Origin of the sequence: Methylocystis sp. WRRC1 (assembly GCF_020733155.1) — a bacterium.
GTDB lineage: Bacteria > Pseudomonadota > Alphaproteobacteria > Rhizobiales > Beijerinckiaceae > Methylocystis.
In genome coordinates, this window is record NZ_JAJFZJ010000001.1 from 1,665,691 (window position 1) to 1,692,349 (window position 26,659).

The 26,659-nt window shown below is 65.3% G+C and carries 23 protein-coding genes; 13 read left to right on the forward strand and 10 right to left on the reverse strand.

The genetic code is table 11. From position 1 onward, the window contains the following. Positions 1 to 12: 12 nt before the first annotated feature. The 6 genes from LG047_RS08050 to LG047_RS08075 all read right to left on the reverse strand — a co-directional run bounded on the left by LG047_RS08050 (position 13) and on the right by LG047_RS08075 (position 7,958). Entirely contained in the window at positions 13 to 300 is a 288-nt protein-coding gene (locus tag LG047_RS08050; RefSeq protein WP_036288126.1) for a hypothetical protein, read from the reverse strand. 152 nt (positions 301 to 452) lie between these two features. Further along, a complete protein-coding gene (gene bluB / locus LG047_RS08055) occupies positions 453 to 1,172 on the reverse strand; it encodes a 5,6-dimethylbenzimidazole synthase (protein WP_227966224.1) in 720 nt (239 codons plus the stop codon). Further along, positions 1,172 to 2,185 carry a threonine-phosphate decarboxylase CobD gene (gene cobD, locus LG047_RS08060; protein WP_227966225.1) on the reverse strand — a complete coding sequence of 338 codons (1,014 nt, stop codon included), beginning with the start codon at positions 2,183 to 2,185 and terminating at the stop codon, positions 1,172 to 1,174. Before cobD ends, bluB begins: the two co-directional genes overlap by 1 nt. After that, positions 2,182 to 3,639, reverse strand: coding sequence for a cobyric acid synthase (locus LG047_RS08065; RefSeq protein ID WP_227966226.1), 1,458 nt, complete (start codon positions 3,637 to 3,639; stop codon positions 2,182 to 2,184). The genes cobD and LG047_RS08065 overlap by 4 nt, the downstream gene beginning before the upstream one ends. Then, positions 3,636 to 4,421, reverse strand: a complete 786-nt coding sequence (locus tag LG047_RS08070; protein ID WP_227966227.1) for a cobalt-precorrin-6A reductase — start codon at positions 4,419 to 4,421, stop codon at positions 3,636 to 3,638. Before LG047_RS08070 ends, LG047_RS08065 begins: the two co-directional genes overlap by 4 nt. 21 nt (positions 4,422 to 4,442) lie before the next feature. Then, positions 4,443 to 7,958, reverse strand: coding sequence for an indolepyruvate ferredoxin oxidoreductase family protein (locus LG047_RS08075; RefSeq protein WP_227966228.1), 3,516 nt, complete (start codon positions 7,956 to 7,958; stop codon positions 4,443 to 4,445). A 548-nt stretch (positions 7,959 to 8,506) separates the two neighbouring features. Here LG047_RS08075 and LG047_RS08080 point away from each other — a divergent pair. The 4 genes from LG047_RS08080 to LG047_RS08095 all read left to right on the forward strand — a co-directional run bounded on the left by LG047_RS08080 (position 8,507) and on the right by LG047_RS08095 (position 13,148). Beyond that, positions 8,507 to 9,520, forward strand: a complete 1,014-nt coding sequence (locus tag LG047_RS08080; protein WP_227966229.1) for a hypothetical protein — start codon at positions 8,507 to 8,509, stop codon at positions 9,518 to 9,520. 83 nt (positions 9,521 to 9,603) lie between these two features. Then, positions 9,604 to 10,248 (forward strand): DUF1007 family protein, encoded by a 645-nt coding sequence (locus LG047_RS08085; RefSeq protein ID WP_227966230.1) that lies wholly within the window; start codon positions 9,604 to 9,606, stop codon positions 10,246 to 10,248. Then, positions 10,245 to 11,243, forward strand: coding sequence for a nickel/cobalt transporter (locus LG047_RS08090; protein WP_227966231.1), 999 nt, complete (start codon positions 10,245 to 10,247; stop codon positions 11,241 to 11,243). The genes LG047_RS08085 and LG047_RS08090 overlap by 4 nt, the downstream gene beginning before the upstream one ends. Before the next feature lie 144 nt (positions 11,244 to 11,387). After that, positions 11,388 to 13,148, forward strand: a complete 1,761-nt coding sequence (locus LG047_RS08095; RefSeq protein WP_227966232.1) for an AMP-binding protein — start codon at positions 11,388 to 11,390, stop codon at positions 13,146 to 13,148. 83 nt (positions 13,149 to 13,231) lie between these two features. Here LG047_RS08095 and LG047_RS08100 read toward each other — a convergent pair whose 3' ends face one another. From LG047_RS08100 to LG047_RS08110, 3 genes are read right to left on the reverse strand one after another with little or no spacing between them, the layout of a single operon-like run. After that, complete coding sequence (locus LG047_RS08100) at positions 13,232 to 14,503, reverse strand: adenosylmethionine--8-amino-7-oxononanoate transaminase (protein WP_227966233.1); 1,272 nt, start codon at positions 14,501 to 14,503, stop codon at positions 13,232 to 13,234. Next, positions 14,500 to 15,129: a dethiobiotin synthase gene (gene bioD / locus LG047_RS08105; RefSeq protein WP_227966234.1), complete on the reverse strand. Its 630-nt coding sequence runs from the start codon at positions 15,127 to 15,129 to the stop codon at positions 14,500 to 14,502. Before bioD ends, LG047_RS08100 begins: the two co-directional genes overlap by 4 nt. Further along, the gene (locus LG047_RS08110) at positions 15,126 to 16,259 is read right to left on the reverse strand and encodes an 8-amino-7-oxononanoate synthase (RefSeq protein WP_227968458.1); all 1,134 of its coding nucleotides are present in this window, start codon (positions 16,257 to 16,259) and stop codon (positions 15,126 to 15,128) included. The genes bioD and LG047_RS08110 overlap by 4 nt, the downstream gene beginning before the upstream one ends. A gap of 147 nt (positions 16,260 to 16,406) precedes the next feature. Between LG047_RS08110 and LG047_RS08115 the strand changes: the two genes are divergently transcribed. From LG047_RS08115 to LG047_RS08125, 3 genes are all read left to right on the forward strand, one after another. Then, complete coding sequence (locus LG047_RS08115) at positions 16,407 to 16,892, forward strand: isoprenylcysteine carboxylmethyltransferase family protein (protein ID WP_227966235.1); 486 nt, start codon at positions 16,407 to 16,409, stop codon at positions 16,890 to 16,892. 31 nt (positions 16,893 to 16,923) lie between these two features. Continuing rightward, complete coding sequence (locus tag LG047_RS08120; RefSeq protein ID WP_227966236.1) at positions 16,924 to 19,689, forward strand: heavy metal translocating P-type ATPase; 2,766 nt, start codon at positions 16,924 to 16,926, stop codon at positions 19,687 to 19,689. 67 nt (positions 19,690 to 19,756) lie between these two features. Beyond that, the gene (locus LG047_RS08125; protein WP_227966237.1) at positions 19,757 to 20,632 is read left to right on the forward strand and encodes an NAD(P)-dependent oxidoreductase; all 876 of its coding nucleotides are present in this window, start codon (positions 19,757 to 19,759) and stop codon (positions 20,630 to 20,632) included. A gap of 9 nt (positions 20,633 to 20,641) precedes the next feature. On the opposite strand, the gene LG047_RS08130 is transcribed toward LG047_RS08125, so the two are convergent. After that, complete coding sequence (locus LG047_RS08130) at positions 20,642 to 21,568, reverse strand: nickel/cobalt efflux transporter (protein ID WP_227966238.1); 927 nt, start codon at positions 21,566 to 21,568, stop codon at positions 20,642 to 20,644. Positions 21,569 to 21,736: 168 nt separating this feature from the next. Here LG047_RS08130 and flgF point away from each other — a divergent pair, with 168 nt between their 5' ends. The 6 genes from flgF (at position 21,737) to fliP (ending at position 26,460) form a co-directional block, all read left to right on the forward strand. Further along, a complete protein-coding gene (flgF, locus tag LG047_RS08135) occupies positions 21,737 to 22,459 on the forward strand; it encodes a flagellar basal-body rod protein FlgF (RefSeq protein WP_036288135.1) in 723 nt (240 codons plus the stop codon). A 6-nt stretch (positions 22,460 to 22,465) separates the two neighbouring features. Then, positions 22,466 to 23,809, forward strand: a complete 1,344-nt coding sequence (locus tag LG047_RS08140; protein WP_227966239.1) for a FliI/YscN family ATPase — start codon at positions 22,466 to 22,468, stop codon at positions 23,807 to 23,809. An 85-nt stretch (positions 23,810 to 23,894) separates the two neighbouring features. Next, complete coding sequence (locus LG047_RS08145; RefSeq protein ID WP_227966240.1) at positions 23,895 to 24,437, forward strand: MotE family protein; 543 nt, start codon at positions 23,895 to 23,897, stop codon at positions 24,435 to 24,437. Next, positions 24,434 to 25,162: a flagellar basal body L-ring protein FlgH gene (locus LG047_RS08150; protein ID WP_036283680.1), complete on the forward strand. Its 729-nt coding sequence runs from the start codon at positions 24,434 to 24,436 to the stop codon at positions 25,160 to 25,162. The genes LG047_RS08145 and LG047_RS08150 overlap by 4 nt, the downstream gene beginning before the upstream one ends. Before the next feature lie 12 nt (positions 25,163 to 25,174). Then, a complete protein-coding gene (locus tag LG047_RS08155; RefSeq protein ID WP_227966241.1) occupies positions 25,175 to 25,732 on the forward strand; it encodes a flagellar basal body-associated FliL family protein in 558 nt (185 codons plus the stop codon). Beyond that, positions 25,729 to 26,460 carry a flagellar type III secretion system pore protein FliP gene (fliP, locus tag LG047_RS08160; RefSeq protein WP_227966242.1) on the forward strand — a complete coding sequence of 244 codons (732 nt, stop codon included), beginning with the start codon at positions 25,729 to 25,731 and terminating at the stop codon, positions 26,458 to 26,460. Before LG047_RS08155 ends, fliP begins: the two co-directional genes overlap by 4 nt. The last annotated feature ends 199 nt before the right edge of the window (positions 26,461 to 26,659 follow it).

Below are 26,659 nucleotides of genomic sequence, written 5' to 3' on the forward strand. Positions count from 1 at the left end.
TTCGGGATCTACTTAATGCGCCTGCGTATCGGGCGCCTCGAAGAAGAAGCGCAGGACCTGCGCCTTGCCGCAGTCCTCGATCGGCACATGCCAGAATTTCGAGTCCATGAAGGGGAACCGCTCCATCGGCAGATGGATTTCGGTCAGTCGCGCGTGATTGTCGAAGCCGCGCAACATCGCCCGTTCGAGGAGCCTGAGAAGCTCCTCCTCGCAATCTGGAACTTCCGTCACGGTGAGGGTCGCGCCGCTGTCGAGCGGGAAAGCCTTTTCGAAGAACTGTTCGAAGTTTGTCGCCGCCATGATCTGCGTCTCCGCCGCTCCCCTGCATGGAGCTTGTCGACTATCGATCGACTCGGCGTTCAGCTCAAGCTTCATCGGCTGCGAGGCTTAAGAGGCTGTTGAAAGCCGATCGAATGGTCGTCATTCAATGGTCACGAAGCTTTAAGGCGGAGTTATGGAGAAGTTACCCCTCGTCCCCAGCGATCTTCGAAGACGAGATCGTCGAGCGGCAGACGCCGCGCCCAGCGCTTCACCTCCAGCTCCGGGCGCAGATAGGCGCGGTCGACATAGCCGACACATAGATAGGCGACGACCGCTATATCGGCGGGAATATTGAGGATTCCGCGCAACTCCTCTTCCCGCATGATGCTGACCCAGCCCACGCCCACGCCCTCGACCCGCGCCGCGAGCCAGAGGTTCTGAACGGCGCAGGCGGTGCTGAGAATATCGGTGTCGGGCTGCTGGGTGCGGCCCAGTCCCGTCGCGCCATGGCGGGCGCGGTCGCAGGTGACGCAAATGTTCAGCGGCGCCTTGAGAATCCCTTCGAGCTTGAGGCTGCGATAGAGGGCGCGCCGCTCGGCGTCGAAAGTCTCCGCCTCGGCCTCGGCGCCGCGCTGAAAGGCCTCATGCACGGCCCCGCGCGTGGCGGCGTCGCGAATCAGGATGAAATTCCACGGCTGCATGAAGCCGACGGAAGGCGCGTGATGGGCGGCGTCGAGAATGCGCATCACCACCTCGCGCGGCACCTCGTCGTCGAGAAATTCGTTGCGCACGTCGCGGCGGGTGTAAATCGCGCGATAGACCGCGGCCCGCTCGTCGTCGGAGAAGGGCGCAGCGGGCGCGAGCTCGGCTGCGGCGTTCAGCCGCGGGTTTTGCCTCGTGTCGGCGGTCATCAGCCGATCTCTAAGGCCGTCGCCAGCCGCCGCCAAGCCGATTCGCCGCCCGGAAGGCCGAATCGCAGCCACTCCGGCCGCTGCGGGAACTCCCGCGCCAGCACGCCGCTCGCGCAGAGACGAGAAAACCAGTCGCCGGCCTTGTCGTGGCGGACGAGGCGAAAGAGCGACGTTCCCCCGACAAGGCCAAATCCGGCGCGCTCGAGCAGCGAATCGAGACGCTTTGCGTCCGTGGCGCAGGCGACGGCGGCGGCGGGCAGCCAGCGCTCGTCGGCAAGCGCGCGAGCGCCGATGGCGAGCGCGGGGCCGGACGCCGCCCAGGGACCGAGCGCCGCGCGCAACGGCGCCGCGAGCGCCGGCGAACAGAGCGCAAAACCGAGCCGCAGACCAGCGAGCCCATAGGCCTTGCCGAAGGACCGCAGCACGATCACGCCTTCCGTCGCCGCGAGCGACGCGACGCTGTGCAGGGGCGTGAAATCCATGAAGGACTCGTCGACGACGACGAGCCCGCCCCTTCGCGTCATGTGTTGCGCGAGCGCGGCGATCTCGCGCGGCTCGATCACGCGTCCATCGGGATTGTTCGGATTGACGATGACCGCGACATTCGACTCGCCGAGCGCGTCGAGCGTCGCGGCAGTCGAAACCCTTGCGCCCGAAGCCGCCCAGCAGGCCTCGTGCTCGGCGTATGTGAAGCCGAGGATGGCGACGCGGCGCGCCGGAAAGACGCGCGGGATCATCTGGATGAAGGCCTGAGCGCCGGCGCCGGCGACGATCGCCGCCTCCGCCGGCGCGCGATAGGCCCGACGGGCGGCGGCGCAGAGCGCGGCGAAAGCGTCGTCATCCGGCAGGCGCGACCAGGCTTCGGGGGCGACGGGCGGCAAGGGATAGGGATGCGGGTTCACGCCGGTCGAGAGATCGATCCAGGGCTGCGGCGCCTCGGGATAAAGACGCCGCGCGGCGTCGAGCCGGCCGCCGTGAAAGACCGGAGCCGCCGGGGCATGATGCGCCGTCATCGCGCAATCTCCCACAGCGCGTCGAGATCGATATGTTTCTCGCAATGCGCCGCGAGCGCGTCGAGGGTCGCCTCGATCGACTCCTCGAAGCGAAGCGCGGAGATTTCGGCGCCGAACTCGCGAAGGAACGCCGCGCGCAAAGTATCGTCCGCGAAGAGTCCATGCACATAGGCGCCGCTGACGCGCCCGTCGCGGGAAACGGCGCCATCGGCGCGCCCGTCGTCGAAGCGCAGCACCGGCCGCGCGCAATCGGCGCCGGATGTTTCGCCGACATGCATCTCATAGCCGCTGAAGGGAGCGTCGGATTGCAACGCGCGGCCGGAGACGCGCGTGAGCGTCTTCCTGTCGGTCAGCGTCGTTTCGATGTCGAGAAGCCCGAGACCCGGGGCTTCCGCCACATCGCTCTCCATGCCGTGCGGATCACGGATCATGCGCCCGAGCATTTGATAGCCGCCGCAGATTCCAAAGACTCGTCCACCCCGGCGCAGATGCGCGAGAATGTCGATGTCCCAGCCATTGGCGCGCAGCGAGGCGAGATCGGCGATGGTCGCCTTCGAGCCGGGCAGAATGACGAGCTGCGCATTGGCGGGCAAAGGCTCGCCCGGCTGCACGAAAACGACGTCGACGCCCGGCTCCGCCTTCAGCGGATCGAGATCGTCGAAATTGGCGATATGCGGCAGCAGCGGAACCGCAACCACGGCGCCTTGTCGTCGCGTATCGCGTTGCGCGCGCAGACCGAAGGCGTCCTCCGCCGGCAGACGCGACGCGGCCTCGAAATAGGGCACGAGGCCCAGCGCGCGCCAGCCGGTGCGCTCCGCGACGAAGCGCATGCCCTCGTCGAAGAGCGAAGCGTCGCCGCGAAATTTATTGACGATGAAGCCCTGGATCATCGCGGCGTCTTCATCGTCGAGCACGGCCTTGCAGCCGACGAGCTGCGCGATGACGCCGCCGCGGTCGATGTCGCCGACGAGCACCACGGGCGCGTCGGCCTCGCGCGCGAATCCCATATTGGCGATATCGTTCGCGCGCAGATTGATTTCGGCCGCGCTGCCTGCGCCCTCGACGATAACGAGATCGCTCGCCGCCCTGAGGCGCGCGAAGCTTTCCATCACGGCGGGTTTCAGACGCGGCTTCCAGTGCTGATAGTCACGCGCCTTCGCCTGCCCCGCGACGACGCCGCGCACGACGACCTGCGAGCCATTGCCGCCTTGCGGCTTCAGCAACACGGGATTCATGTCCACGCACGGCGCCAGTCGCGCAGCGCGCGCCTGAAGGGCCTGCGCGCGGCCGATCTCGCCGCCGTCCGCCGTCACTGCGGCGTTGTTCGACATGTTCTGCGGCTTGAAGGGCGCGACCTTGAGCCCGCGATTGACGAAGGCGCGCGCAAGCCCCGCGACGACGAGCGACTTGCCGACGTCGGACCCCGTGCCCTGAATCATCAGCGTGCGGCTCATGACGCGAGAAAGGCCATTGCCGCGTCGAGATCATGCGCAATCGCGACGCCCCGCCGCTCGGGCGGCCGGATCATCACGACAGTGAGGCCAAGCTCGCGCGCAGCCTCGATCTTGGCGTGCGTAAGCGCGCCGCCGCTGTTCTTGCTGACGACGAGATCGATGCGTCTTTCACGCATCAGCGCAATTTCCTCTTCGCGCGTGAAAGGCCCGCGCGCAAAAATCACCTCGCATTTCGGCGGCAGGTCCTCCGCGCGCGGCGGCTCGATCACGCGCAGCAGGTAATCGTGCCAAGGCGCGGCGCGAAAATCGGCTGCGCCCTGGCGGCCGATCGTCAGAAACACGCGGCGCGGCGTTTCGCCCAGCGCGCGCGCGGCGGCGGCGTTGTCTTCGACCTCGATCCAGCGGTCGCCCTGCTCCGGACGCCATGGCTCTCGCGCGTAAACGAGCAATGGAATTCCCAACGCCTCGCAGGCCATGCGCGCATTCGCGGAGATTTGCGCGGCGAAGGGATGCGTCGCGTCGATGACGCGCTCCACTCGCTCCTCGGCGAGATAACGCATCAGACCCTCGGCGCCGCCAAATCCGCCGACGCGCGTCGGCAAGGCCAGGGTCATCGGCGCGCTGGTGCGCCCGGCAAGAGACGCCACACCCTCGTAGCGCGGATCGGCCGCGATGCGTCCGGCAAGGGCCCGGCCTTCGCTCGTGCCGCCGAGCAGCAGCACGCGACGGCGCGGCGCGACGGCGGCGCGCGTGAGGGGCGAGGGCTGTTGCAGGACTGTCACGGCTTCATTTTGTGGCGCGGCTCACTCGGCCGCAAGCTTCACCGACGCCGGCTGACGGAACTCGGCGAGGAGGCGTTCGCGCTCGGCGTCCGCCGTCGCGATATGACGCGCCTTGATGTGGCCGAAGCCGCGGATCTTCTCCGGCAGCCGCGCAAGCGCGACAGCCGCCGCATGATTGTCCACCGTGAGCGAGGCGAGAAATTCGTCGAGCAGCGCCTCGTAATCCGCAAGCAGCCGGCGCTCCACGACGCGGTCGTGATCGAAGCGGAAGAGATCGAGCCAGGTGTTGCGCAGCCCCTTCAGCCGAGCGAGCGCCTTCAGCACCTTGAACATCCACGGGCCGAAGGTGATTTTCCGCGAGCCGCCGAAGTCTGTCTTGGTCTGCAGCGAGGGGAGGTTCGGCGCGAGATGCAATTCCAGGCGCAGGTCGCCCTCGAAAGTCTCTTCGAGCTGGCGCTGGAAGGCGCCGTCCGTGTAAAGACGCGCGACTTCGTAATAGTCCTTGGCGGCCATCAGCTTGAAAAGATAGCGCGCGACGGCTTCCGTGAGTTCGCGCGAACCCGGGACGCTCGCCTTCTCCAGCTTCGCAATTTCTTCCACGCGGTTGCGATAGCGGGCGGCGTAAGCCTCGTTCTGGTAATCGACGAGGAAGGCCGCGCGCCGCTCGATGATCTCCTCCAGCGTCGTCGATCTCTTGCGCACGTCGGAAGGGCGGCGAAGCGACTCGACGACGGCCTCGACGCTCTTCATGTCATGCGCGGCGCGCCGGCCCCAGAGAAAGGCCGAGAGATTCATCGGCACCGATTCGCCATTGAGTTCGATGGCGCGCAGGAGAGAGGCCTCGGTAAGCGGCAGATAGCCCTTCTGCCAAGCGTAGCCGAGAATGAAGATATTTGCGGCGATGGAGTCGCCTAGCAGCGCCTGCGCCAGCGCGGTCGTGTCGATGAAGGTCGACTCCGGCCCGCCCGCGCGGCGGATTGCCTGCTTGATGTCGTCCGACGGCAGGACGAAATCGGGATTGCGCTCGATGTCGCCGGGGAAGACCTCGGCGCTATTGACGAGCACGGCCGTCTTGCCCTGCTCGACGGCCGCGAGCACATGCTTGGCGCCGGCGACGACGAGATCGCAGCCGAGCATCAGATTGGCCTCGCCGGCGGCGATGCGGATGGCGTGCACCTCGTCCGGGCTGCGGCCGATCTTCACATGGCAATAGACGGCGCCGCCCTTCTGCGCGAGGCCGGCCATGTCGATGACGCCGACGCCCTTGCCCTCGAGATGCGCCGCCATGCCGAGAATGGCCGAGACGGTCACGACGCCCGTGCCGCCCAGACCCGCAATGAGAATGCCATAGGGCGTCGCGCCGATCCCGGCGATCTTCGGTTCGGGCAGGGCGGGCTGGCCGCGCGCATCCTCTTTCGACGGCAGCGGCGCCTTCTTCATGCGCGCGCCATGCACGGTCACGAAGCTCGGGCAGAAGCCTTCGAGGCAGGAGAAATCCTTGTTGCAGGCCGACTGGTCGATGCGGCGCTTGCGGCCGAATTCGGTCTCGACCGGCTGCACCGCGACGCAGTTCGACGCCGTGCCGCAGTCTCCGCAGCCTTCGCAGACCAGCTCGTTGATGATGACGCGCGCATCCGGGTCGGGAAACAGTCCGCGTTTGCGCAGGCGGCGTTTCTCGGTCGCGCAGGTCTGGTCGTAGATCAGGACGGTCACGCCCTCGATCTGCGCAAGCTCGCGCTGCACCTCGTTGATGACGTTGCGGTGGTGGATCGTCAGGCCCGGCGGCCAGGTTACGGTCGGCGGATATTTGCCGGGCTCGTCCGTGACGAGCGCAATCTTCCTGACGCCTTCCGCCGCGACCTGATGCACGATGGCTTCGACCGTCAATTCGCCTTCATGCTTCTGGCCGCCGGTCATGGCGACGACGCCGTTATAGAGAATCTTGAAAGTGATGTTGGTGTTCGCAGCGACGGCGAAGCGGATGGCGAGGGAGCCGGAATGATTGTAGGTTCCGTCGCCGAGATTCTGGAACATGTGCTTGCGCGTCGAGAAGGGCGCCTCGCCGATCCAGTTTGCGCCTTCGCCGCCCATATGGGTGTAGCCCTCGGTCGAGCGGCCCATCCATTGCGCCATGTAATGGCAACCGATGCCCGTGTAAGCGCGCGAGCCCTCGGGAACATGCGTCGAGGTGGAGTGCGGGCAGCCGGCGCAGAAATGCGGGACGCGCACGGTGACGTCGGACATCGTGCGGCGGCGATCCTGAAGGCGCTCCAGACGCGCGACCCGCGCCCGCAGATCCTCGAGCGGGTGATATTTCAGCAGGCGGCGGCCGATGGCGATGGAGATGTCATTGGCGTCGAGCGCGCCCTTGACCGGGAAGAGCCACTCGCCGCGCTCGTCCTTCTTGCCGACGCAAACCGGCTGATGCGCCGCGCCATAGAGCTCTTCGCGCAACTGCACTTCGATGAGCGAGCGCTTCTCCTCCACCACCATGATGAGGTCGAGGCCGCGCGCGAATTCGTGCAGGCCCTTCGGCTCCAGCGGCCAGGGCGCGGCGATCTTGTAGAGGCGCAGGCCAAGGTCGTTGGCCGTCACCTCGTCGATCCCCAGATCGTCCATCGCCTGCCGCACGTCGAGATAGGACTTGCCGACCGTGATGACGCCGATCTTCGGGTTCTGGCCGCCCGAGGTGATGATCCGGTTGAGGCGATTGGCGCGGATGAATGCGAGCATCGCGTCGCGCTTGCTCTCCTGCAGGCGCTCCTCCTGCGCCAGCACCGGGTCTCCGGGGCGTATGTTGAGGCCGCCCGGCGGCATTGCGAAGTCGGCCGGAATGACCGGCCGCACGCGGTCGAGCGAACCGTCGATCGAGGCTGTCGACTCCACCGTGTCCTTGAGCAGCTTCAGGCCGACCCAGACGCCCGCGAAGCGCGACATGGCGAAGCCATAGAGACCATAGTCGAGAATCTCCTGCACGCCGGCCGGCGACAGGATCGGCATCATCACATCGACGAAATGATAGTCGGACTGATGCGCCGTGGTGGAGGATTCGGCCGTGTGGTCGTCGCCCATCAGAGCGAGCGCCCCGCCGTAGCGGGAGGTGCCGGCGAGATTGACGTGGCGCAGCGCGTCGCCGCTGCGGTCTACGCCGGGGCCCTTGCCGTACCAGATCGAGAAGACGCCGTCATATTTGCCTTCGCCGCGCATCTCGGCCTGCTGCGCGCCCCAGATGGCGGTTGCGGCGAGGTCCTCGTTGAGGCCGGGCATGAAGAGGATGTCGTTGGCCTCGAACAGCGGCCGGGCCTTGTGCATCTGCGCGTCGACGCCGCCGAGCGGCGAGCCGCGATAGCCGGTGATGAAGCCCGCCGTATTGAGGCCCGCCCGCCGGTCGCGCTCCTTCTGCATCAGCAGCAGACGGACGATCGCCTGCGTGCCGGTCATCAGCACGCGCGTGTGGGCGAGATCGAAACGATCGGACAGTCTCGCCTCGCCATAGGCGGAGCCGGTTCTGGTTAAGCCGGCGTCAGAGTCCGCCATTCCCGATCTCTCCCGAGCGAAGCGACCTGCTTCCTGCGCTGCGATATGTCGAGCGCCCGTAGGCGAGTTTGTTCGACGCGTTCAATGTCACTCTAAGAAGCCTGGCGGAGCCCGCTGCGATTAGCGCCGTTCGTAGGAGGCCGGCCCTGTCGACTGGCGCGCTCCCCCAAAAATGCGTCTTCGTTACACGCCGGCGCGTCACCCGCCAATGCATCGGCCGCGTGAATCGCTCCTGTACCGTCTGCAACAATAAGCGAACAAAGCAGGCGCTTTCAAGACAGGGCAAGCACGAGCCTTGCAACGATCCGGCGACTTATTCCCAGATTTTTGCGCGCGCCGTCAATCGGCTAGCTGGGATCGCCCGTCTGGTCCAGCCGCGTTTCGCCGCGCGACGCCGGGAGGCGCGCCCCACGATGCGTCCCGGCGTGCGCGGGATTGCCCTGAGATCGAGGTCATATCCTGGTGAAAATCAAAGATATTTCTGTTGCGTATACATATTTTCACACTCTAATCTGTCGCTGGAGCATTACTTGATCAGGGGCTGTTTAATGCAAGATAATCTTTTTGACGCATCGACCCGCCGGGCTTTGGCGGTTTTTCTTTGGCTCGCCGCGCCAGCCGCCGCCTGCGCGCAACAGGGCGGCGCAGCGCCCGCCACAGGCGCGACGAAGGCCGCAGCTCCGCTCGCCATCCTCTCCCCCGTCCAGCCAAGCTTCAGCTTCACCAGCGCGCAATATGCGACGGCGGGCGTCCCCCTTCGCAACCGCCGCATCGGGGCGATCCAGATCACGGGCGTCGCAGCCCCCGTCAAACGCGCCCTTCTGTACTGGGCCTATCTCTTCGGCCCCACCGCGCCCCCTCCCGCCAGCCAGGCGATCACCTTCTGCAATACTGCAGGCTCCTCGGCGCTCGAACCAAGCTGCCGGGCCGTGACCGGGACGAAAATCGCAACGGGGTCGGATGTTTGCTGGGGCAGCTCCGGAATCGCCGTCTATCGCGCGAATGTGACGAACTACGTTCGGGCGAGCGGCCTCTACCAGGTTGTGCTGTCCGGAGCGCAATCCGCGGTCGGCAATGGCTCGGATCCCTGGGGCGAGCGCGTGGTCTTTCCGGCGGCCGAGGGCGCGTCGCTCGTCGTTGTGGGCGCCGGAACGCGGAAGGTCGCGATCTACGACGCCGGCCTCGCCGGCCAGAGCTTCCGCGGCGCCGTCACCTATTCGCTCGCGCTTCCCGGCGGCGTGTCGTCGACGCCAATGCTGTGGGACAGCATCGTCGCTGACGGGCAGACGGGCAACGGCCGCATCGCTGGACTCGCCAGAGAGACAACTTATATCAACAACATCAAGATCGGGGGCCCGGGCGCGAATCTCGACCAGGGCGTTACCGACGGCGATTTCGACGGAAGCGCCGGCTGGCCGCTGCCCCAGTTGTGGGACGTGACGGGTCACGCGCTGAAGCTTCCGGTCGTTCCCCTGGGGGCGACGACCCTGCCGGTGAAGGTCACTTCCTCGGGAACGAGCGTCGACTGCCTGAGTCCGATCGCGAATGTGACGGCCTACTGACGTTCGCCGCTCTTCGAAAGGCCGCAGGCAGGCGGGAGAACGCGCCAAGTTTTCGCCGCCTTGCGGCCTTATCGGCTTTGCCCATGAAGCTCCGTCTCGCGCCGCCGCTCGTCATCCTTGCGACGCTGTTTTTCACTCTCCCCGCCCGGGCGCATCCTCACGTGTGGGTGGCTGTCCGCAGCGAAGTCGTCTTCGGCAAGGACGGCAAGGTTCTCGGCGTGCGCCACGCCTGGGAATTCGACGAAATGTATTCGGCCTTCGCCGTGCAGGGACTCGGCAAGGACGGCAAGCCGCCCACGAAGGAAGAGCTGGCCCCGCTCGCAAAGACCAATGTCGAGTCGCTCGCCGAGTTCGACTATTTCACCTATGCGAAGCAGAACAACGCGAAGGCGGCGTTCAAGGCCCCGGAGGACGTGACTCTCGAGGCCAATGACAAGAAGATCGTGACCCTGCGCTTCTTCCTGCCGCTGGAGACGCCGGTCGCAGCCAAAAAGCCCTTCTCCTTTCAGGTCTACGACCCGACCTATTTCGTCTCCTTCGGCATGGAGAAGAAAGATCCGGTCACCATGGCGCAGGCCCCGGCGGGTTGCTCGGTGAGCCTGATGGAGCCCGCCCCGCTCGTCGCCACGGACAACCAGAAACTGAGCGAAGCCTTCTTCCAGAACATGTCGCCGGGAGCGGATTTCGGCGTGAAGCTGGCGACGCGCGTGATCGTGGCCTGCCCGTGAGTCCAGCCCGGCTGGGTTTCTGGGCGCTCGCCATAGCGGCGCTCGTCTGTCTCGCCGCCGATCCGGCGCTGGCGCAACGCCATCCCTTCGCCGTCGGCGGACAGGAGGCCGTCGGCGCGACCGGCGGCCTCGCCGGCCTCATCCTCGCCTGGCAGAACAAGTTCCATGCGGAATTGCAGACGGCGGTCCGCGCTCTCAGGACCGGCCGCTCGGCCTTTTTCATCCTCGCCGCCGCCAGTTTCGCTTATGGCGTCTTTCACGCCGCCGGGCCGGGGCACGGCAAGGCGGTGCTCGCCTCCTACATGATCGCCAATGAGACGGCCCTGAAGCGCGGGCTCCTGCTCGCCGCGCTCGCTGCTCTGCTGCAGGGTGTCGTCGCGATCGTGGTCGTCGCTCTCGCGGCGCTCGTTTTCAACGCCACCGCCGCGCGAATGACCGACGCGGCCCGCATGATCGAAATTGCGAGCTATGCGGCGATCGCCGCTCTGGGCGCGCGGCTTGTCTGGACAAAGGGCGGAGCCTTTCTGGACGCTCTGCGCTCGCCCGCGCCCGCCCGTTCGAGCCGTTTCATGTGCGAAGCGATCGACGATCCGTCCCATATTCACGGCCCCGGCTGCGGCCACGCCCATGCGCCTGATCCGGCCACGCTGACCGGCCCCTCTTTCCGCTGGGGCGACGCCATCGCCACTGTCGTCGCCGCCGGCCTGCGGCCCTGCTCGGGCGCGATTCTCGTGCTGGTGTTCACACTGTCGCAGGGACTGTTCGCAGCCGGAATCGCCGCCGTGTTCGCAATGTCGGCCGGCACGGCGATCACCACCGGCGCACTGGCGGCGACGGCGGTCTATGCGAAGAGCGCCGCCATGCGCTGGAGCGGGCGCGACTCGCGGCGCGCGCTCGTCCTCGGACGCGGGGCGGAACTCGGGGCCGCCGTTCTCGTGCTGTGTCTGGGTCTCGCCCTCCTCGCCGGCTTTGGCCTGTCCGGCGCGGCCGCGTAAATAACCGTCTTCTCGCAACGCAAAAATAATCACGTCACGCGGATGCCGTTTAATTCGGGCCAGACGCGCTATCTTGAGTAGCATGTCGATTCGGAGGCTTTCGCCGTCCGAAGTCTCAACGAGCGGTGTGTCGCGAGGCGAAAAATGACGAGCATTGAGCGGCGGGACGATCCCTATGCGGCGCGGCCCTGGCTCGCCTCCTATCCGGAGGGCGCGCCAGCGGACATCGACGAGTCGGACTATTCGACGCTCGTCGACATGTTTCGCGCGAGCGTCGGGAAATATGCGTCGAATCCGGCGATGGAGAGTTTCGGCGCCTCGCTCGACTATAAGGAGCTGGCGCGCGCCGCCGATTCCGTCGCCGCCTGGCTGCAGTCGCGGGGGATCAGGAAGGGCGACCGCATCGCGATCATGTCGCCCAATGTGCTCGCCTATCCGGCGATCCTCTTCGGCGTGCTGATCGCCGGCGGCGTGGTGGTGAATGTCAATCCGCTCTACACGCCCGGCGAGCTCGAACATCAGATCAACGACTCGGGCGCGCGGTTCCTGTTCGTTTTCGAGAATTTCGCCCATACGGCTGAAGCCGCGTGGAGCAGGATGAAAGTCGAGCGCGCGATCATCATCAGGCCCGGCGACCTGATGGGCCTGAAGGGCCTCGTCGTGAATTTCGTCTCGCGTTACGTAAAGCGCATGGTTCCCGCCTATACGCTGCCGGGCGCCGTGCCCTTCACCCAGGTGTTGCAGGCGGGCGCGGAAGAGCGCTTCACGCCCGTGCAGATCGCGCGCGAGGACATCGCCTTCCTGCAATACACCGGCGGAACGACCGGCGTCGCCAAAGGCGCCGTTCTGCTTCACGGCAACGTCGCCGCCAATGTGGCGCAGACCTGGGCATGGCTGAAGCGTCATCTCGGACCAAGCAGCCCTCATCGCATACTGACGCCCCTTCCCCTCTACCACATCTTCGGACTGACGGCCTGCTGCCTTCTGTCCGTCATGACCGGCGGCTGCTGCATCCTGATCGCAAATCCCCGGGATCTCGACGGCATGATCGCGACCATGCGGCGCACGCCCTTCACGATCTTCTCGGGCGTCAACACGTTATACGCGGCGCTCGTCGATCACCCGAAGATCAAGACCGTCGACTTCTCGAAGCTCCTTTTCTGCATCGCGGGCGGCATGGCCACCCAAGAAACCGTCGCGCGCGAATGGAAGGCGTTGACGGGCAAGGCGATCGTGGAGGGATACGGGCTCTCGGAAACCTCGCCGATCCTTACGGTCAACCATCCGGATATCGAGGACTTCACGGGTTCGATCGGCTATCCGCTGCCGTCGACCGACGTTTCATTGCGCATGGAGGATGGTGGCGTCGCCCCCTTCGGAGAGCGCGGCGAACTCGTGGCCAAAGGCCCTCAGGTGATGCCGGGCTATTGGCGCCGGCCGGACGAAACCGCCAGGGTGATGACGGCGGACGGATTTTTCAGAACCGGCGACATCGCGGTCATGACGCCCGACGGCAAATTCAAGATCGTCGACCGGCTGAAGGACATGATTCTCGTTTCCGGCTTCAATGTTTATCCCAATGAAGTCGAAGCCGTGCTGATCGAACATCCGAAAGTGAAAGAAGTCGCTGTCATCGGCGTGCCGAATGAACATTCGGGCGAGGCGCCCATGGCGTTCATCGTCGCGCGCGATCCGAGCCTGACACGGGATGAGCTGCGCAAATTCGCACATGAGCGGCTGACAGGTTACAAGATTCCGCGCCACTATGAATTTCGCGACAGCCTGCCGAAAACGAATGTCGGGAAGGTTTTGCGCCGCGCCTTGAGAGAAGAATATCTCGCGCACGCCAGAACCGCCCCCGACGAAGGCCGCGGCATGAGCGTCAAGACGGAAATCCGGAGTTAGAGTGCGTTCGGGAAAAGTGTAGGCGGCTTTCCGTTCAGACGCGCGACAGAAAATGAAGCGAGCGCAAATTCGGCGAATTGGCTCTAACGCGCGGCGCCAAACTCGTCGGCCGCCTCGTCGATCGCCGTATAGGCGAGATCGAGTTCTTCACCGGTGACGCAGTAGGGCGGCAGCACATAGATCGTCGGACCCAATGGGCGCAGCAGCAGCCCGCGCGCATTGAAAAAGCGCATCAGATCGAGGCTTATCGTCGCAAGATAGCCGCTTTGCGCAACATTGAGATCGAGGGCCGTGATCGTGCCCATGCGGCGCGCGTCCGAAAAGCGGGGGTCATCGGCGAAGCGCGCAATGCGCTCTTCCTGCATGGAGCAAAGACGCGCAACGCGTTCTCGCGCGTCGGTTTTTTCCCAGACGTCGAGATTGGCGAGCGCCGCCGCGCAGGCGATCGGATTCGCCGTAAAGGAGCTCGAATGAAAGAAGGCGCGGGCGCGCTCGGGGGAAAGATGCGCCTCGAAAATCTCGCGCCGGCACATTGTGACGGCGAGCGGCACGGCGCCGCCGGTGAGGCCCTTCGAGTAACAGGCGATGTCGGGAACGACGCCCGCCTGCTCGCAGGCGAAAAGCGTCCCCGTGCGGCCGAAGCCCGTCATCACTTCATCCGCAATGAAGAGAACGCGATGACGTTCGCAGATGCGCTTCATCTCCACGAGCGTGTCGGCGCCATAGATGAGCATCCCGCCTGCGCCAAGGATGAGCGGCTCGACGAGGAAGGCGGCAGCGCCCTCGCGGCAGGCGGATTCGAGCGCGTCGAGCGCCTCTTGCTCGGCGCTGCGGGCTGGAAAGGGAATTCGCCCGACGTCGAAGAGCAGCGGTTCATAGGGAGCGTTGAAGGCCGAGCGGGCGCCGGCCGACATGGTTCCGATCGTGTCGCCGTGATAGCTGTGTTCGAGCGCGATGACGCGCGAGCGCGCCTCGCCGCGATTGCGCCAGTAGCCCAGCGCCATCTTGATCGCGACCTCGACGCTGGTGGAGCCGCTGTCGGAATAGAAGACGTAATCCAGCCCCGGCGCCGTGATTTCGACGAGGCGTCGCGCGAGCGCCTCGGCCGGCTCATGGGTGAAGCCCGCGAAGATGATCTGGTCGAGCGACTCCGTCTGCGCGCGGATGGCCTGCATGATTTCCGGCCGCCGATGACCATGGGTGATCACCCACCACGACGATATGGCGTCGAGAAAACGCGTTCCATCTTCGGCGCTGAGCCAGGCGCCCTCGGCATGCGCGATCTTGTAGGCGCCGGGCTGCAACGCATGTTGCGTGAAGGGACGCCAGACGGGTGAATCCGAAACGACGCTCATGACACGAAATCCGCGCGCGCGAAGGATACGTCGAAGGCCGCCTGCAATGTTTTCTGCGTCAACGGCGACAGGAACGGCAGGCGGCCGAGAATGCGGACGCCGCCGATGGACGCAATCGTTCGCTGCGCCTGCGCTTCTTCGTCGCCGACGAAAGCGATTCCATGGATCGAAATGTCGCGGCGACGCAGCGCCTCGATCGTCAGCAGGCTGTGATTGATCGTGCCGAGCGCGGTGCGCGCAACCAGAATGACGGGCAGGCGCCAGCGCGCCAGGACATCGATCGTCAGGACGTCGTCGGTCAGCGGAACCATCACCCCGCCCGCCGTCTCGATAATGAGGTCGCCGTCGCAGACGGGCGGCCCGAGCCTCGCCACATCGATCTCGACGCCCTCGGCGCGCGCGGAAATATGCGGCGAGGCAGGCAGACGCAGTCGCCAGGCCTCGGGGATGATGCGATCCGGCGAAGCGCCGGAAAGCCGCGCGACGGTCTGTGAATCCGTCTCGTCCTCGAGACCCGATTGCACGGGTTTCCAGTAACTGGCGCCGAGCGCGCCGACGAGCATGGCGGAGACGATCGTCTTGCCGACATTGGTGTCGGTCCCGACGATCACGAATATCTTGCTCATTCGCTGTCCTTTGCGAGCGCATCGGCGAGATGCGCGATCATCCGGGCGATCTGGTCCTCGCTCGCGTGCAGCGTCAGCGACAGACGCAGCCGCGCGGTTCCTTCCGGCACGGTCGGCGGCCGGATGGCGCGAATGTCATAGCCGTGCGCGCGCATGGCGGCGGCGAGCGCGAGCGCGCGCCCGTCGGCGCCGACAATGATTGGCTGTATCTGGGAGCCGGAGGGCGCGACGCCGCACAGCGTCTGCAACGCCAACCCGGCGCGATCGACGCGGGCCTGCAGCGCCGCTCGACGATCGTCCGCCTTTTCGACGAGCTTCAGGGACGCGCGGACGCAGGCGGCGACGAGCGGCGACGGCGCGGTTGCAAAGATGAAATTGCGGCAGCGGTTGATGAGAAAATCGCGCAAAGGCGACGCCAGACACGCCAGCGCGCCGGAAACGCCGAGCGCCTTGCCGCAGGTGTGCACGCTGATCACATTCTCGCGGCCCTCGAGGCCCGCCGCAAGGCCGCGGCCGCCGGGGCCAAAGACCCCCGTCGCATGGGCTTCGTCGACCATGAGAAAGGCTTCATGCCGCTCGGCGAGGGCCATCAGATCGTCGAGCGGCGCCTTGCAGCCATCCATGCTGTAGAGACTTTCGACGACGATCCAGGCGCGCCCCACGCCGCCCTTGCCGCGCCAGTCGCGGATCGCCTCCTCCGCGGCGTTTGCGTCATTGTGCGCGAAAGAGACCCGCGGCGCGCGCGACAGACGCATGCCGTCATGCGCGCTCGCATGCACGAGCGCGTCGTGGACAATCAGATCCTCGCGTTGCGGGAGCGTCGCCAGCAATGCTTCATTGGCCGAGAAGCCTGCGCCGAAGAAGAGCGCGCTCTGCGCGTGGAAGAAGCGCGCCGCTTCTTCTTCCAGCGCCTCATGCTCGGGATGATTGCCGCGCAGCAGCCGCGATCCGCCGGCCCCGACGGGCGCGCCGCGCGCCAGCGCCGCAGCCGCAGCCTCGGCGAGAGCCGGCGACTCGGCGAGCCCGAGATAATCATTGGACGCGAAATCGAGTCCCGCGCGCGGCTCGAGCGCGCGCAGCCGGTCGCGCGCGGCGAGGCCGGCGAGATCCGCCTCATAGCGTTCAAGGATTGCGCGCACGCATTTTCTTCCCGATTTTTGCCGTGGTGGTAGCGGCCATGCGCCGCAGCGTCAAGAATGGCCGAGCTTGGCCGCAAGGGTTGAAAAATATGCCTCGCGCCGCAATTTAAAGCCTGTTCCCCAAAGCGAGCGCCGCGCATGAACCCACCGCAGGAAGCCGATCCTCCTCCCGCGCACGCGCCATGGCCGCCGATACTGTTGGCGGCGACTCTGGCGGCCGGCGCGACCCTCGACCAGCTGAGCGGCGGCGCCTTCAAATCTTGTGTTTCCTTCCCCGCAGCGGTCGCGCTGGGAGCCGCAATTGTGGCGCTGGCGCTCGCCAATGACATATGGTGCGCAATGGTGCTCGCGCGGCACAAGACGACGATCCTGCCGCATCGCGCGGCCTCGCGTCTTGCGACCGACGGCCCGTTTCAATGGTCGCGCAATCCGATCTACGTGTCGCATGTCGCGATCGTCTTCGGGCTGGGACTTCTGCTGAAATCGCCTTTCACCATCTTGCTCACGCCGCTTCTCGCCTTCGCTTTGGCGAAACTCTCGATCGAACCGGAAGAGCGGCATCTTGTTCGTAAATTCGGCGACGAATACCAAGCCTATATGGCGCGCACGCGCCGTTGGCTCTAAGGTTGCGACGCCAAAATCGGGACGCTTGAACATGAACGCTGAAACCCGGCCCGCCGAGCGGCTTGACTTCAATGTGCGGGGCATGACCTGCGCTTCTTGCGTCGCCCATGTAGAAAAGGCGCTCGTTCACACGCCGGGGGTAAAATCGGCGAGCGTCAATCTGGCGACGGAACGCGCGGAAGTCGCGCTCGCGCCCGGCGCGGACCCCTCGGCGCTCGTCAAATCCGTAACCAACGCCGGCTATGAGCCCGTCGTGGAAACCATCGAGCTCGGCGTCGGCGGCATGACCTGCGCCTCTTGCGTCGCCCATGTCGAAAAGGCGTTGCGCGCCGTTCCCGGCGTATTGGAGGCGACGGTCAATCTCGCGACGGAGCGCGCCAGCGTGCGCGCGCTCGCCGGCCCCGGCCTAACGGACAGGCTGCGCCGCGCTGTCGTCGCGGCCGGCTACGAGCCGCGCAGCGTCGCGACCGACGCCGGCGCGTCGGACCGCGAGCGCGCCCGGCGCGAGGAGGAAATGCGCGCGCTGCGTTTCCGCCTCATCACTTCGGCCATCTTCACGGCGCCGGTCTTCTTGCTCGAAATGGGCGGGCACATGATCCCGGCCTTTCACCATTGGGTGATGGGGACGATCGGAGAGGAGATGGTCCGCCAGATCTCCTTCCTCTGCGCGACGCTCGTGCTGTTCGGCCCCGGGCTGGTCTTCTTCCTGAAGGGTGTTCCATCGCTTTTGCGCGGCCAGCCGGACATGAACGCGCTCGTCGCGGTTGGAACTTCGAGCGCCTATTTCTATTCCGTCGTCGCCACCTTCATGCCGCATCTGCTGCCGGAAGGAGCGGTGCATGTCTATTACGAAGCGGCGGTCGTCATCGTGACGCTGATTCTCTTCGGCCGCTTTCTCGAGGCGCGCGCCAAGGGCCGCACCTCGGAAGCCATCCGGGCGCTGGCGCGACTGCAGCCGAAGGCCGCGCGCGTCGAACGCGATGGCGAGACGGTCGACGTCGACATCGATGAAGTTCGCGTCGGCGATATCGTGCTGGTGCGTCCCGGCGAGCGTATTCCAACCGACGGCGTCGTGACCGCGGGCGCGTCCCATGTCGACGAATCCATGGTGACCGGCGAACCGGCGCCGGTCGCGAAGACCGTCGGCGCGAGCGTGACCGGCGCGACGGTCAATGGCGCCGGCGCCTTCTCCTTCCGAGCGACGCGCGTCGGCGCCGACACCACGCTCGCCGGCATCATCCGCATGGTCGAACAGGCGCAGGGCGCGAAGCTGCCCATCCAGGCGATGGTGGATCGCGTCACCGCGGTCTTCGTGCCGGCGGTGTTCGCGGCGGCGGCGCTCACCTTCGTCATCTGGATGTTCGTCGGCCCCGAGCCGCGCCTCACCTATGCGTTGGTCAACGCCGTCGCGGTCCTCATCATCGCCTGCCCCTGCGCCATGGGTCTTGCGACTCCGGCGGCCATCATGACCGGCACGGGCCGCGCGGCGGAGCTCGGCGTGCTTTTCCGCAAGGGCGAGGCGCTGCAGACGCTGCGTGACGTGACCTTGATCGCCTTCGACAAGACCGGCACGCTCACTTTCGGCAAGCCGCGGCTGACGGACCTCGTCGCGGCGCCAGGGATGAACGAGGACGAATTGCTGCGGCTGACCGCGGCCGTCGAGGCGCAGTCGGAGCATCCGGTCGCCGCCGCGATCGTCGCCGCCGCCAGGGATCGCGGCCTTGCGCTCGCGCCGGTCGCCGATTTCGCCTCCATCTCCGGCATGGGAGTCACGGGCGTCGTCGAGGGCCGCAAGATCGCGGTCGGCGCCGAACGCTACATGACCTCGCTCGGCCTCGATACGAAAGCCTTCGAGGAAAGCGCGGCCACGCTTTCGGCCGACGGCAAGACGCCCTTCTATGTCGCCGTCGACGGCAGGCTCGGCGCCATCCTTTCGGTCGCAGACGATCTGAAGCCGACGACGAAGCCCGCCATCGAAGCGCTGCACGCGATCGGCGTGAAAACCGCGATGATCACCGGCGACGACGCGCGCACCGCGAACGCCATCGCCCGCAGGCTCGGGATCGACGAGGTCGTGGCCGGCGTGATGCCGGACGGCAAGGTCGCGACGCTGGAGCGGCTGCGCGAGAAGAACAAAATCGCCTTCGTCGGCGACGGCGTGAACGACGCGCCGGCGCTTGCCGCCGCCGACGCCGGCATTGCGATCGGCACGGGCACCGACATTGCGATCGAGGCCGCGGACGTCGTGCTGATGTCGGGCGATCTGGCCAAGGTGCCCACGGCGCTGGCGCTCTCGCGCGCGACCATGCGCAATATCGCGCAGAATCTCTTCTGGGCCTTCGGCTACAATGTCGTGCTCATCCCCGTGGCGGCCGGCGCGCTGTTCCCCATCAATGGCACGCTGCTCTCGCCAATGTTCGGCGCCGCGGCCATGGCGTTGTCGAGCACCTTCGTGCTCACCAATGCGCTTCGCCTGCGTCGCTTCAGGCCGCCGGTGATAGAAGTCGGCGCGCCGATGGAAACGATCGCCCATGAAACGCGGTCGCCCGCCGAGGCGCCCGCGCCCATCGAACAGGACAACAAGGAGGAACCAATGACCACGTTCAATGTGAAGGACATGACCTGCGGCATGTGCGTGAAACATGTCACCAAGGCCGTGCAGACGGTAGAGCCCGGCGCCGATGTGAAGGTCGATCTTGCGACCGGCAAGGTGGAAGTCAGCCCGGCGCCGAAGGATCCGCAGGCGCTGGCCAACGCCATCACCGAGGCCGGCTATCCCGCGCAGGTCGCCGCCTGACGCGACGGCAATCACGCGCGGCGCAGATGCGCCGCGCGCCATCTTCCCTTTTATCGAAAGCCCTTCAATGACCCGATCGCTCAGCGGAAAGACGCTTTTCATCACGGGCGCGAGCCGCGGCATCGGACTCGCAATCGCCAAACGCGCCGCGCGCGACGGCGCCAATGTCGCCATTGCGGCGAAGAGCGTGGCGGAGAACCCGAAAATCCCCGGCACGATCTATACGGCGGCGGCGGAGATCGAGGCCGCCGGCGGCAAGGCGCTGGCGATACATTGCGACATTCGCTTCGACGATCAGGTCGAGGCGGCCATGACGAAGACGGTCGAGACCTTCGGCGGCGTCGACATACTCGTCAACAACGCCAGCGCCATCGATCTGCGCGGGATCGACATGCTGGAGATGAAGCGCTTCGATCTGATGCATCAGATCAACGCGCGGGGAACCTATCTTTGCGCGAAGACGGCCCTGCCCTTCCTGCGCAAGGCGGAGAACCCCCACATACTCACCATGTCGCCGCCGCTCGACATGAACCCGAAATGGTTCAGCCCCAACCTCGCCTATACAATGGCGAAATACGGCATGAGCCTCGTGACCCTCGGGCTGGCGAGGGATCTCGCGCGCGACGGCGTCGCGGTGAATTCGCTCTGGCCCGAAACGGCGATCGCCACCGCCGCAGTCGGCAATCTTCTGGGCGGCGAGGAAGTGATCAGGCGCGCACGCAAGCCGGAGATCGTCGCCGACGCCGCTCATGCAATCCTCACGCGCCCCTCGCGCGACTGCACCGGCAATTTCTTCGTCGACGTGCGCGTATTGGCGGGGGAAGGCGTGAGCGACCTTGCGCCCTATTCCGTCGATCCCTCGCTCGATGCGGTGCTCGACTTTTTCCTCGAGGAGCCGATCAGCGCCAATGTTCGCAAATCGGCGTTCCATCCGGGAAAGTAGGCGGACGCCCTACCTCAGCGCCGCCGCGCCCATCCAGATCGTGTAGAGCCCGACCGCCGAGACGAGCGCGCTGGAAAAATAGGGGGCGCGCGAGGCCAGAGCCTCGAAGCGCGGCCAGCGCGAGATCGCTTGGCGCATGCCGAGCGCCGCCGCTACGCCGACGAAGACCAGCGTGAGCGCCAGCCCGATGCTGAAACAGAGCACCAGCGCCGCCCCGAGCGCGACCCGCCCGACCTGCAGACACATCAGCAGCACGGTGATCGAGGCCGGGCAGGGGATCAGCCCGCCAGTGAGGCCGAAGAGCACGATCTGTCCCGTCGTCGCCTCGCGATTGGCGAAGCGCCGCTCGATGTCCAGCGCATGTTCGCGCTCATGCGCATCCGCATAGACGGTGGGATCGACGGAAAGCAGCTCGCTCTCGAAACTATCTTCTTGCGCCGCCTCGGCCAGAGCGGCGCCGGCGCCGTGATGATGATGGCGATCGTGCGAATGCGGATGCGCATGATCATGGTGATGATGGCCATGGTCATGATGATGCGCGTGATCGTCATGGTGATGGCGGCCGCCGCAATGGGCCCCCGCCACTGACGCCCTGTCGCGCCAGATGCGCCAGCTCATCCACGCCGCCACTGCGAGGATCAGCGCGCCGGAGGCGATCTGGAGATAGGGCTCGTTGGCTTCGACATTCCACCGCGCGCCGAGATACATGCCGGTCAGGGCGATGACCCAGACGATCGCCGTATGCGAGAGCGTGGCGGAAAGCCCCAGCAGCGCCGCCTGCGCGACCGTGCCGCGAACGGCGACGATGAAGGCCGCCATCATCGTCTTGGAGTGGCCCGGCTCCAGCCCGTGCAGCGCCCCGAGCAGGATGGCGGTCGGAACGAAGATCCAGGCGTCGGCCGCGCCGGCGTTGAAGACTTCCGTAAGGCTGGCCATGGGGATCCGTGCGGCTCCTGCGGGCGTGGCGTCGGCCGGGAAGGCGCGCTTTCGAGCTATCTACAGGCTGCGTCGAGACGCCACAAGCGCAAGGGGCGCCCTACAGGCTGCACGCAAGCTTCACCCTGCAGCATGGCGCAACAAACGGTCGAATCGCGCGCAGGGCCCATGCACTCGGCTTTCTACGTATCACTCTCCTCCCAGATCACGCTCGACAAGCGACTGACGACGATCGCCGCCAATGTCGCCAACTCCTCGACGATCGGCTATCGCGCCACCGGCGTCAGCTTCGACACTGTGATGTCCAAGACGTCGCCATATGTCACCAATTTCCCCTCCACGGGCGTCGATTACATATCGAGATCCTCGGGCGGGCTGACCAAAACCGACAATCCTCTCGACGTTGCGGTCATCGGAGACGCCTGGTTCGCGATTCGCACCCCGCAGGGCGTCGCCTACACGCGCGACGGGCGTATGAGAATGATGGAGACGGGAGATATACAGACGATCCTCGGCTATCCCGTGCTCGACGCCGGCAATTCGCCCATAAAACTCGATCCGACGCTCGGGCCGCCGATGATCTATCGCGACGGCATGATTACGCAGGGCGACCGACAGGTGGGGGCGATCGGCCTCTTCGAGATCGACGGAAATGCGACCCTGCAGCGCGGCGAAAACTCCAGCGTCATTCCCTCCACCCCCGCGATCCCCGTCACCAATTTCACGCAGAACGGCATGGCGCAGGGTCATCTGGAAAACGCCAATGTCAATCCGGTGAGCGAAATCACCAAGCTCATCATGGCGCATCGCTCCTTTGAAAGCGCGTCGGCCTCCTACGACATGATGGACAATTCGCAGCGCGCCGCCGTCCGCACCCTCGGCGGCGCGTGACGTCGGATGAGGGACGACGCGCTTTCCCGCCTGCGAAAGGCTGTCGATCTTTATGCGCAGGAAAAGGATTGGGTGCGCATTCGCGGCGTCGTGACCGAAGCCTTTCCCTCGCATTTTCGCGTCGAGGGCCTGTCTCCCTTTCTGCGGCTCGACGATTGCGTGATGCTCGAAGGGCATGACCGCTGCTTTCCCGCGCAGGCGATCCGCATCAATCGCGACGGCGCGCTGATCAAGGCTTTCGAAAGTCACGCCGGCGTCGGGCTCGGCGCGCGCGTGACCCGAACCGGACCGTTCGAGATTGCTCCGCATCCCGACTGGAAAGGACGCGTCCTCAACGCTTTCGCCGCCCCGATAGACGGCCGCGAGCCGCCGCCGCCCGGCGAGGCGCGGCGCGCCGTCGACGCGTCGCCGCCCAAGGCCATGTCGCGCGGCCGCGTGCGCGATCCGGCGCCGACAGGCGTGCGCGTGGTCGACGCCTTCACGCCGCTGTGCCGCGGCCAGCGCGTCGGCGTCTTCGCGGGGTCGGGCGTCGGCAAATCCACGCTTCTGGCCATGATGAGCCGCTCGGCCGCCTTCGACGCGGTTGTGGTCTGCCTCGTCGGCGAGCGCGGGCGCGAGGTGCGCGATTTTCTCGACGAGATTCTCGGCGACCGCTCCAATCTCGCCATCACCATTGTCGCGACAGGCGACGAAAGCCCGATGATGCGCCGCCTCGCGCCGCTCACCGCCACATCGATCGCGGAATATTTCCGCGATCGCGGCGAGTCCGTTCTCCTCATCATGGACTCTGTGACGCGTTACGCCCATGCGCTGCGCGAGATCGCGCTTTCCGCGGGCGAACCGCCGGTCGCCAACGGATTTGCGCCGAGCGTCTTCGCAGATCTTCCGCGCCTGCTGGAGCGCGCGGGACCCGGCGTCGAGGGCGGCGGCGCGATCACCGCGATTTTCTCCGTCCTGATCGACGGCGACAATCACAATGACCCGATCGCCGACTGCATCCGCGGGACGCTCGACGGCCATATCGTGCTGGAACGCGAGATTGCCGAGCAGGGGCGTTATCCGGCGATCAATGTTCTGAAGTCGATTTCGCGTCTCGCCGATCGCGTCTGGAGCGGGGAGCAGCGCGATCTGATCAATGAATGTCGCGCGCTCATCTCGAAATATGAAGACACGCGCGATCTGCGCATGCTCGGCGGCTATCAGCCCGGCGCCGACGCCGCGCTCGACCGCGCGATCGAATTGGCGCCGCGCCTATACGAAGCTCTGAAACAGTCGCCGCATGGCGAGCCGAGCATCGATGCGATCGGCGAAATCGCGAGCGTCGTCGGGCTGCGGCCCGCGTCGCATTAGCGAGTGCACAAAGCGCTCAAGTCACGCACAAGGTAAAGCGGCCAAAGCTTGTAGCGGGATAACATCAGCTATTCGTCACGGACGCATGATGCGTAAAAGCTCGTCACGCCGCAGAAGTTGGCTTTTCGCCTGTGTAACGGCGGCGCTGGGCGTCACGCATCCATCACGCGACAGTCTTGCAGAGTCCCAAGAAGCGCCCGCCGCGGCGCGCGCGCCCGTTCATTCACCGCGTGAACAGCAGCAATATTGCTCCAACATCGCCGCTTCCGTAGAGGCGGCAAGGATCGCGCGGCAGCAAAAACTGCTTACCGAAATGGAGGCGCAGCTCAGTCAGAAACTGGCGGCGCTGGAAGCGAAACAGGTCGAAGTGGCCGCGCAGCTCGACAAGCTCGAATCCTTCGAACGCAAAACCAATGACGCGCTCGTCGCCTTCTACACGGGAATGCAGCCCGACGCGGCGGCGGCGCAACTCGCTGAACTCGACGACGATATCGCCGCGGCGCTGCTGCTGCGGCTGAAGGCGAAAGCGGCGAGCGCGATTCTCAATGAGATGAACGCCGCGCGCGGAGCGGCGCTGGCCAAGCGGATCGCGCAACAGCGCCCGGCGAATGACGGAAAAAAGCCTTGAAAAAAACCGCTCTTCTTTGTCTTTCGGCCGCGCTTCTCACGGGCTGCGCCACAGATCCCCGCGACTTCACGCGCGAACCACATATGACGCCCGTCGGCAGCGGCCTCAATTTTCACGACGATCAGATTCCGGTCGGCGCGTTGCAAAATGCAGTGCTCGGCCCGGGCATGCGCATCGACGAAAATCGGGTGAATCTATTCCACGACATCAGGGCGATGAATGTGGGCGACGTCGTGACCGTCGTGATCGAGATGAACGACAGAGCCATTCTGGGCAATTCGACCGATCGATCGCGCGAGGCGAAGATCAAATCCAAATGGACATTTCTGCTCGACCTCGTGCCAATGCTCGGCGGTCCGACGAATTCGCAGACGAAGCAGACCGGCGCCTGGCAAAACGACATCGACTCGAGCACCGAAACGCAAGGGCAAGGCACGATCAACCGCTCGGAACAGATTCGTTTCACGCTCGCCGCCGTCGTCACAGCGGTTCTGCCGAACGGTAATCTGGTTCTGCACGGCTCGCAGGAAATACGCGTCAACCAGGAGCTTCGGGTGCTGAGCATCGGCGGCGTGGCGCGGCCGCGCGACATCAACAAGGACAATTCGATCAACTACGACAAGATCGCGGAAGCGCGCGTTTCATACGGCGGTCGCGGTCGACTTACCGAAGTTCAGCAGCCGGCGTGGGGCCAGCAGCTCTACGACACTTTCGTTCCGTTCTGAGAGACGACGACCATGGCCGCGGTCGATGACAAGAAATCCGGATCCCCTGCTCAGCCCGGAATGATGCAGACGCTGATCCCGCTGCTTCTCCTTACCCTCATTGGCGGCGGCGGCGGCACCTTTCTGGGCTATACCCTCGCCGCCCCGCCGCCCGCGGGACAGGCCGCACAAAATCCCCCGCCGGACGCCGGAAGCGAACACGCGGACGCGCATGGCGATCCTCACAAGAAAGGCGGCGGGCATGGCGATGCAAAGAAGAAGGCGCCGGACCTCGCTTCCTTCGAAGTGAAGGAGCTTCCGGCGATCGTGACGAATCTGGCGCAGCCGGAATCCAGCTGGATACGGCTTCAGGCCGCGATCGTTTATGACCCGAAAGAGCTTCCACACGCCGAAAAGCTCATCGCCGAGCTCACCGCCGACATCACCGCATTTTTGCGCACGGCCTCCATTTCGAGCCTCGAAGGGTCTGACGGCCTTCGTCGGCTGCAGGAAGAACTTGGCGAGCGCGCAACGATTCGTTCGGAGCGGAAGGTTAAGGAATTCATCATCGAAACCATGGTCGTTCAATGAATCGTTTGCTGATCATCGGCGTCATGATGACGCCCTCATTCGCCTTCGCTGCCGAGGGACTGGATCTCAACGCGCTCTTGCCAAATGGCGCGGCGTCGTCGAGCGGAAAGATAATTCAACTGCTGGGCGCGCTGACCGTTTTGTCGATTGCGCCGGGCTTGCTCATCATGGTGACGAGCTTCACCCGTTTCGCGATTGCCCTCTCATTCCTTCGCACGGGGCTAGGTCTGCAAAGCACGCCGGCGAATCTCGTCCTGATCAGCCTGGCGCTGTTCATGACCTTCTATGTGATGACGCCGGCGATGAATCAGGCATGGTCTTCGGGAGTCAAACCACTCGTCGAGAACAAGATCACTGAAGTCGAAGCCTTCGAAAAGATTTCAGCTCCGTTTCGGGAGTTCATGATTGCGCATGTCCGCGACAAGGATATTCGACTTTTCGAGGATCTTCGCAAAGCAGAGCCCTCGGCAAAGGGCAAGACAGAGTTGCAACTTTCCGTTCTCATCCCGGCCTTCATGATTTCGGAACTTCGGCGCGGCTTTGAAATCGGATTTCTGATCGTGGTCCCGTTTCTCGCGATCGACATCATCGTCGCCGTCCTCACCATGTCCATGGGCATGATGATGCTGCCGCCCGCGACGATATCGCTGCCGGCGAAGATCCTTTTCTTCATCCTGATCGACGGCTGGAATTTGCTGGCTGGCAGTTTGATTCGATCTTACGGATGAGTCCCGCATCGGGCTCTCGCACTGGTCGGGATAAATTTTCGGCGCTTTGATTTTACGACCCTGATGCCCCGCAGCGGAAAGCGGCGGCGCGAGCCCGCTTCTGGGGGTTCGTCTCAGGAGGCGAAAATCGCGGGCCGCTATGGTCGGCGAATATTTGTTCAATCTCGACTTGGACGCGGGAGGTCGACGGCAATCGATG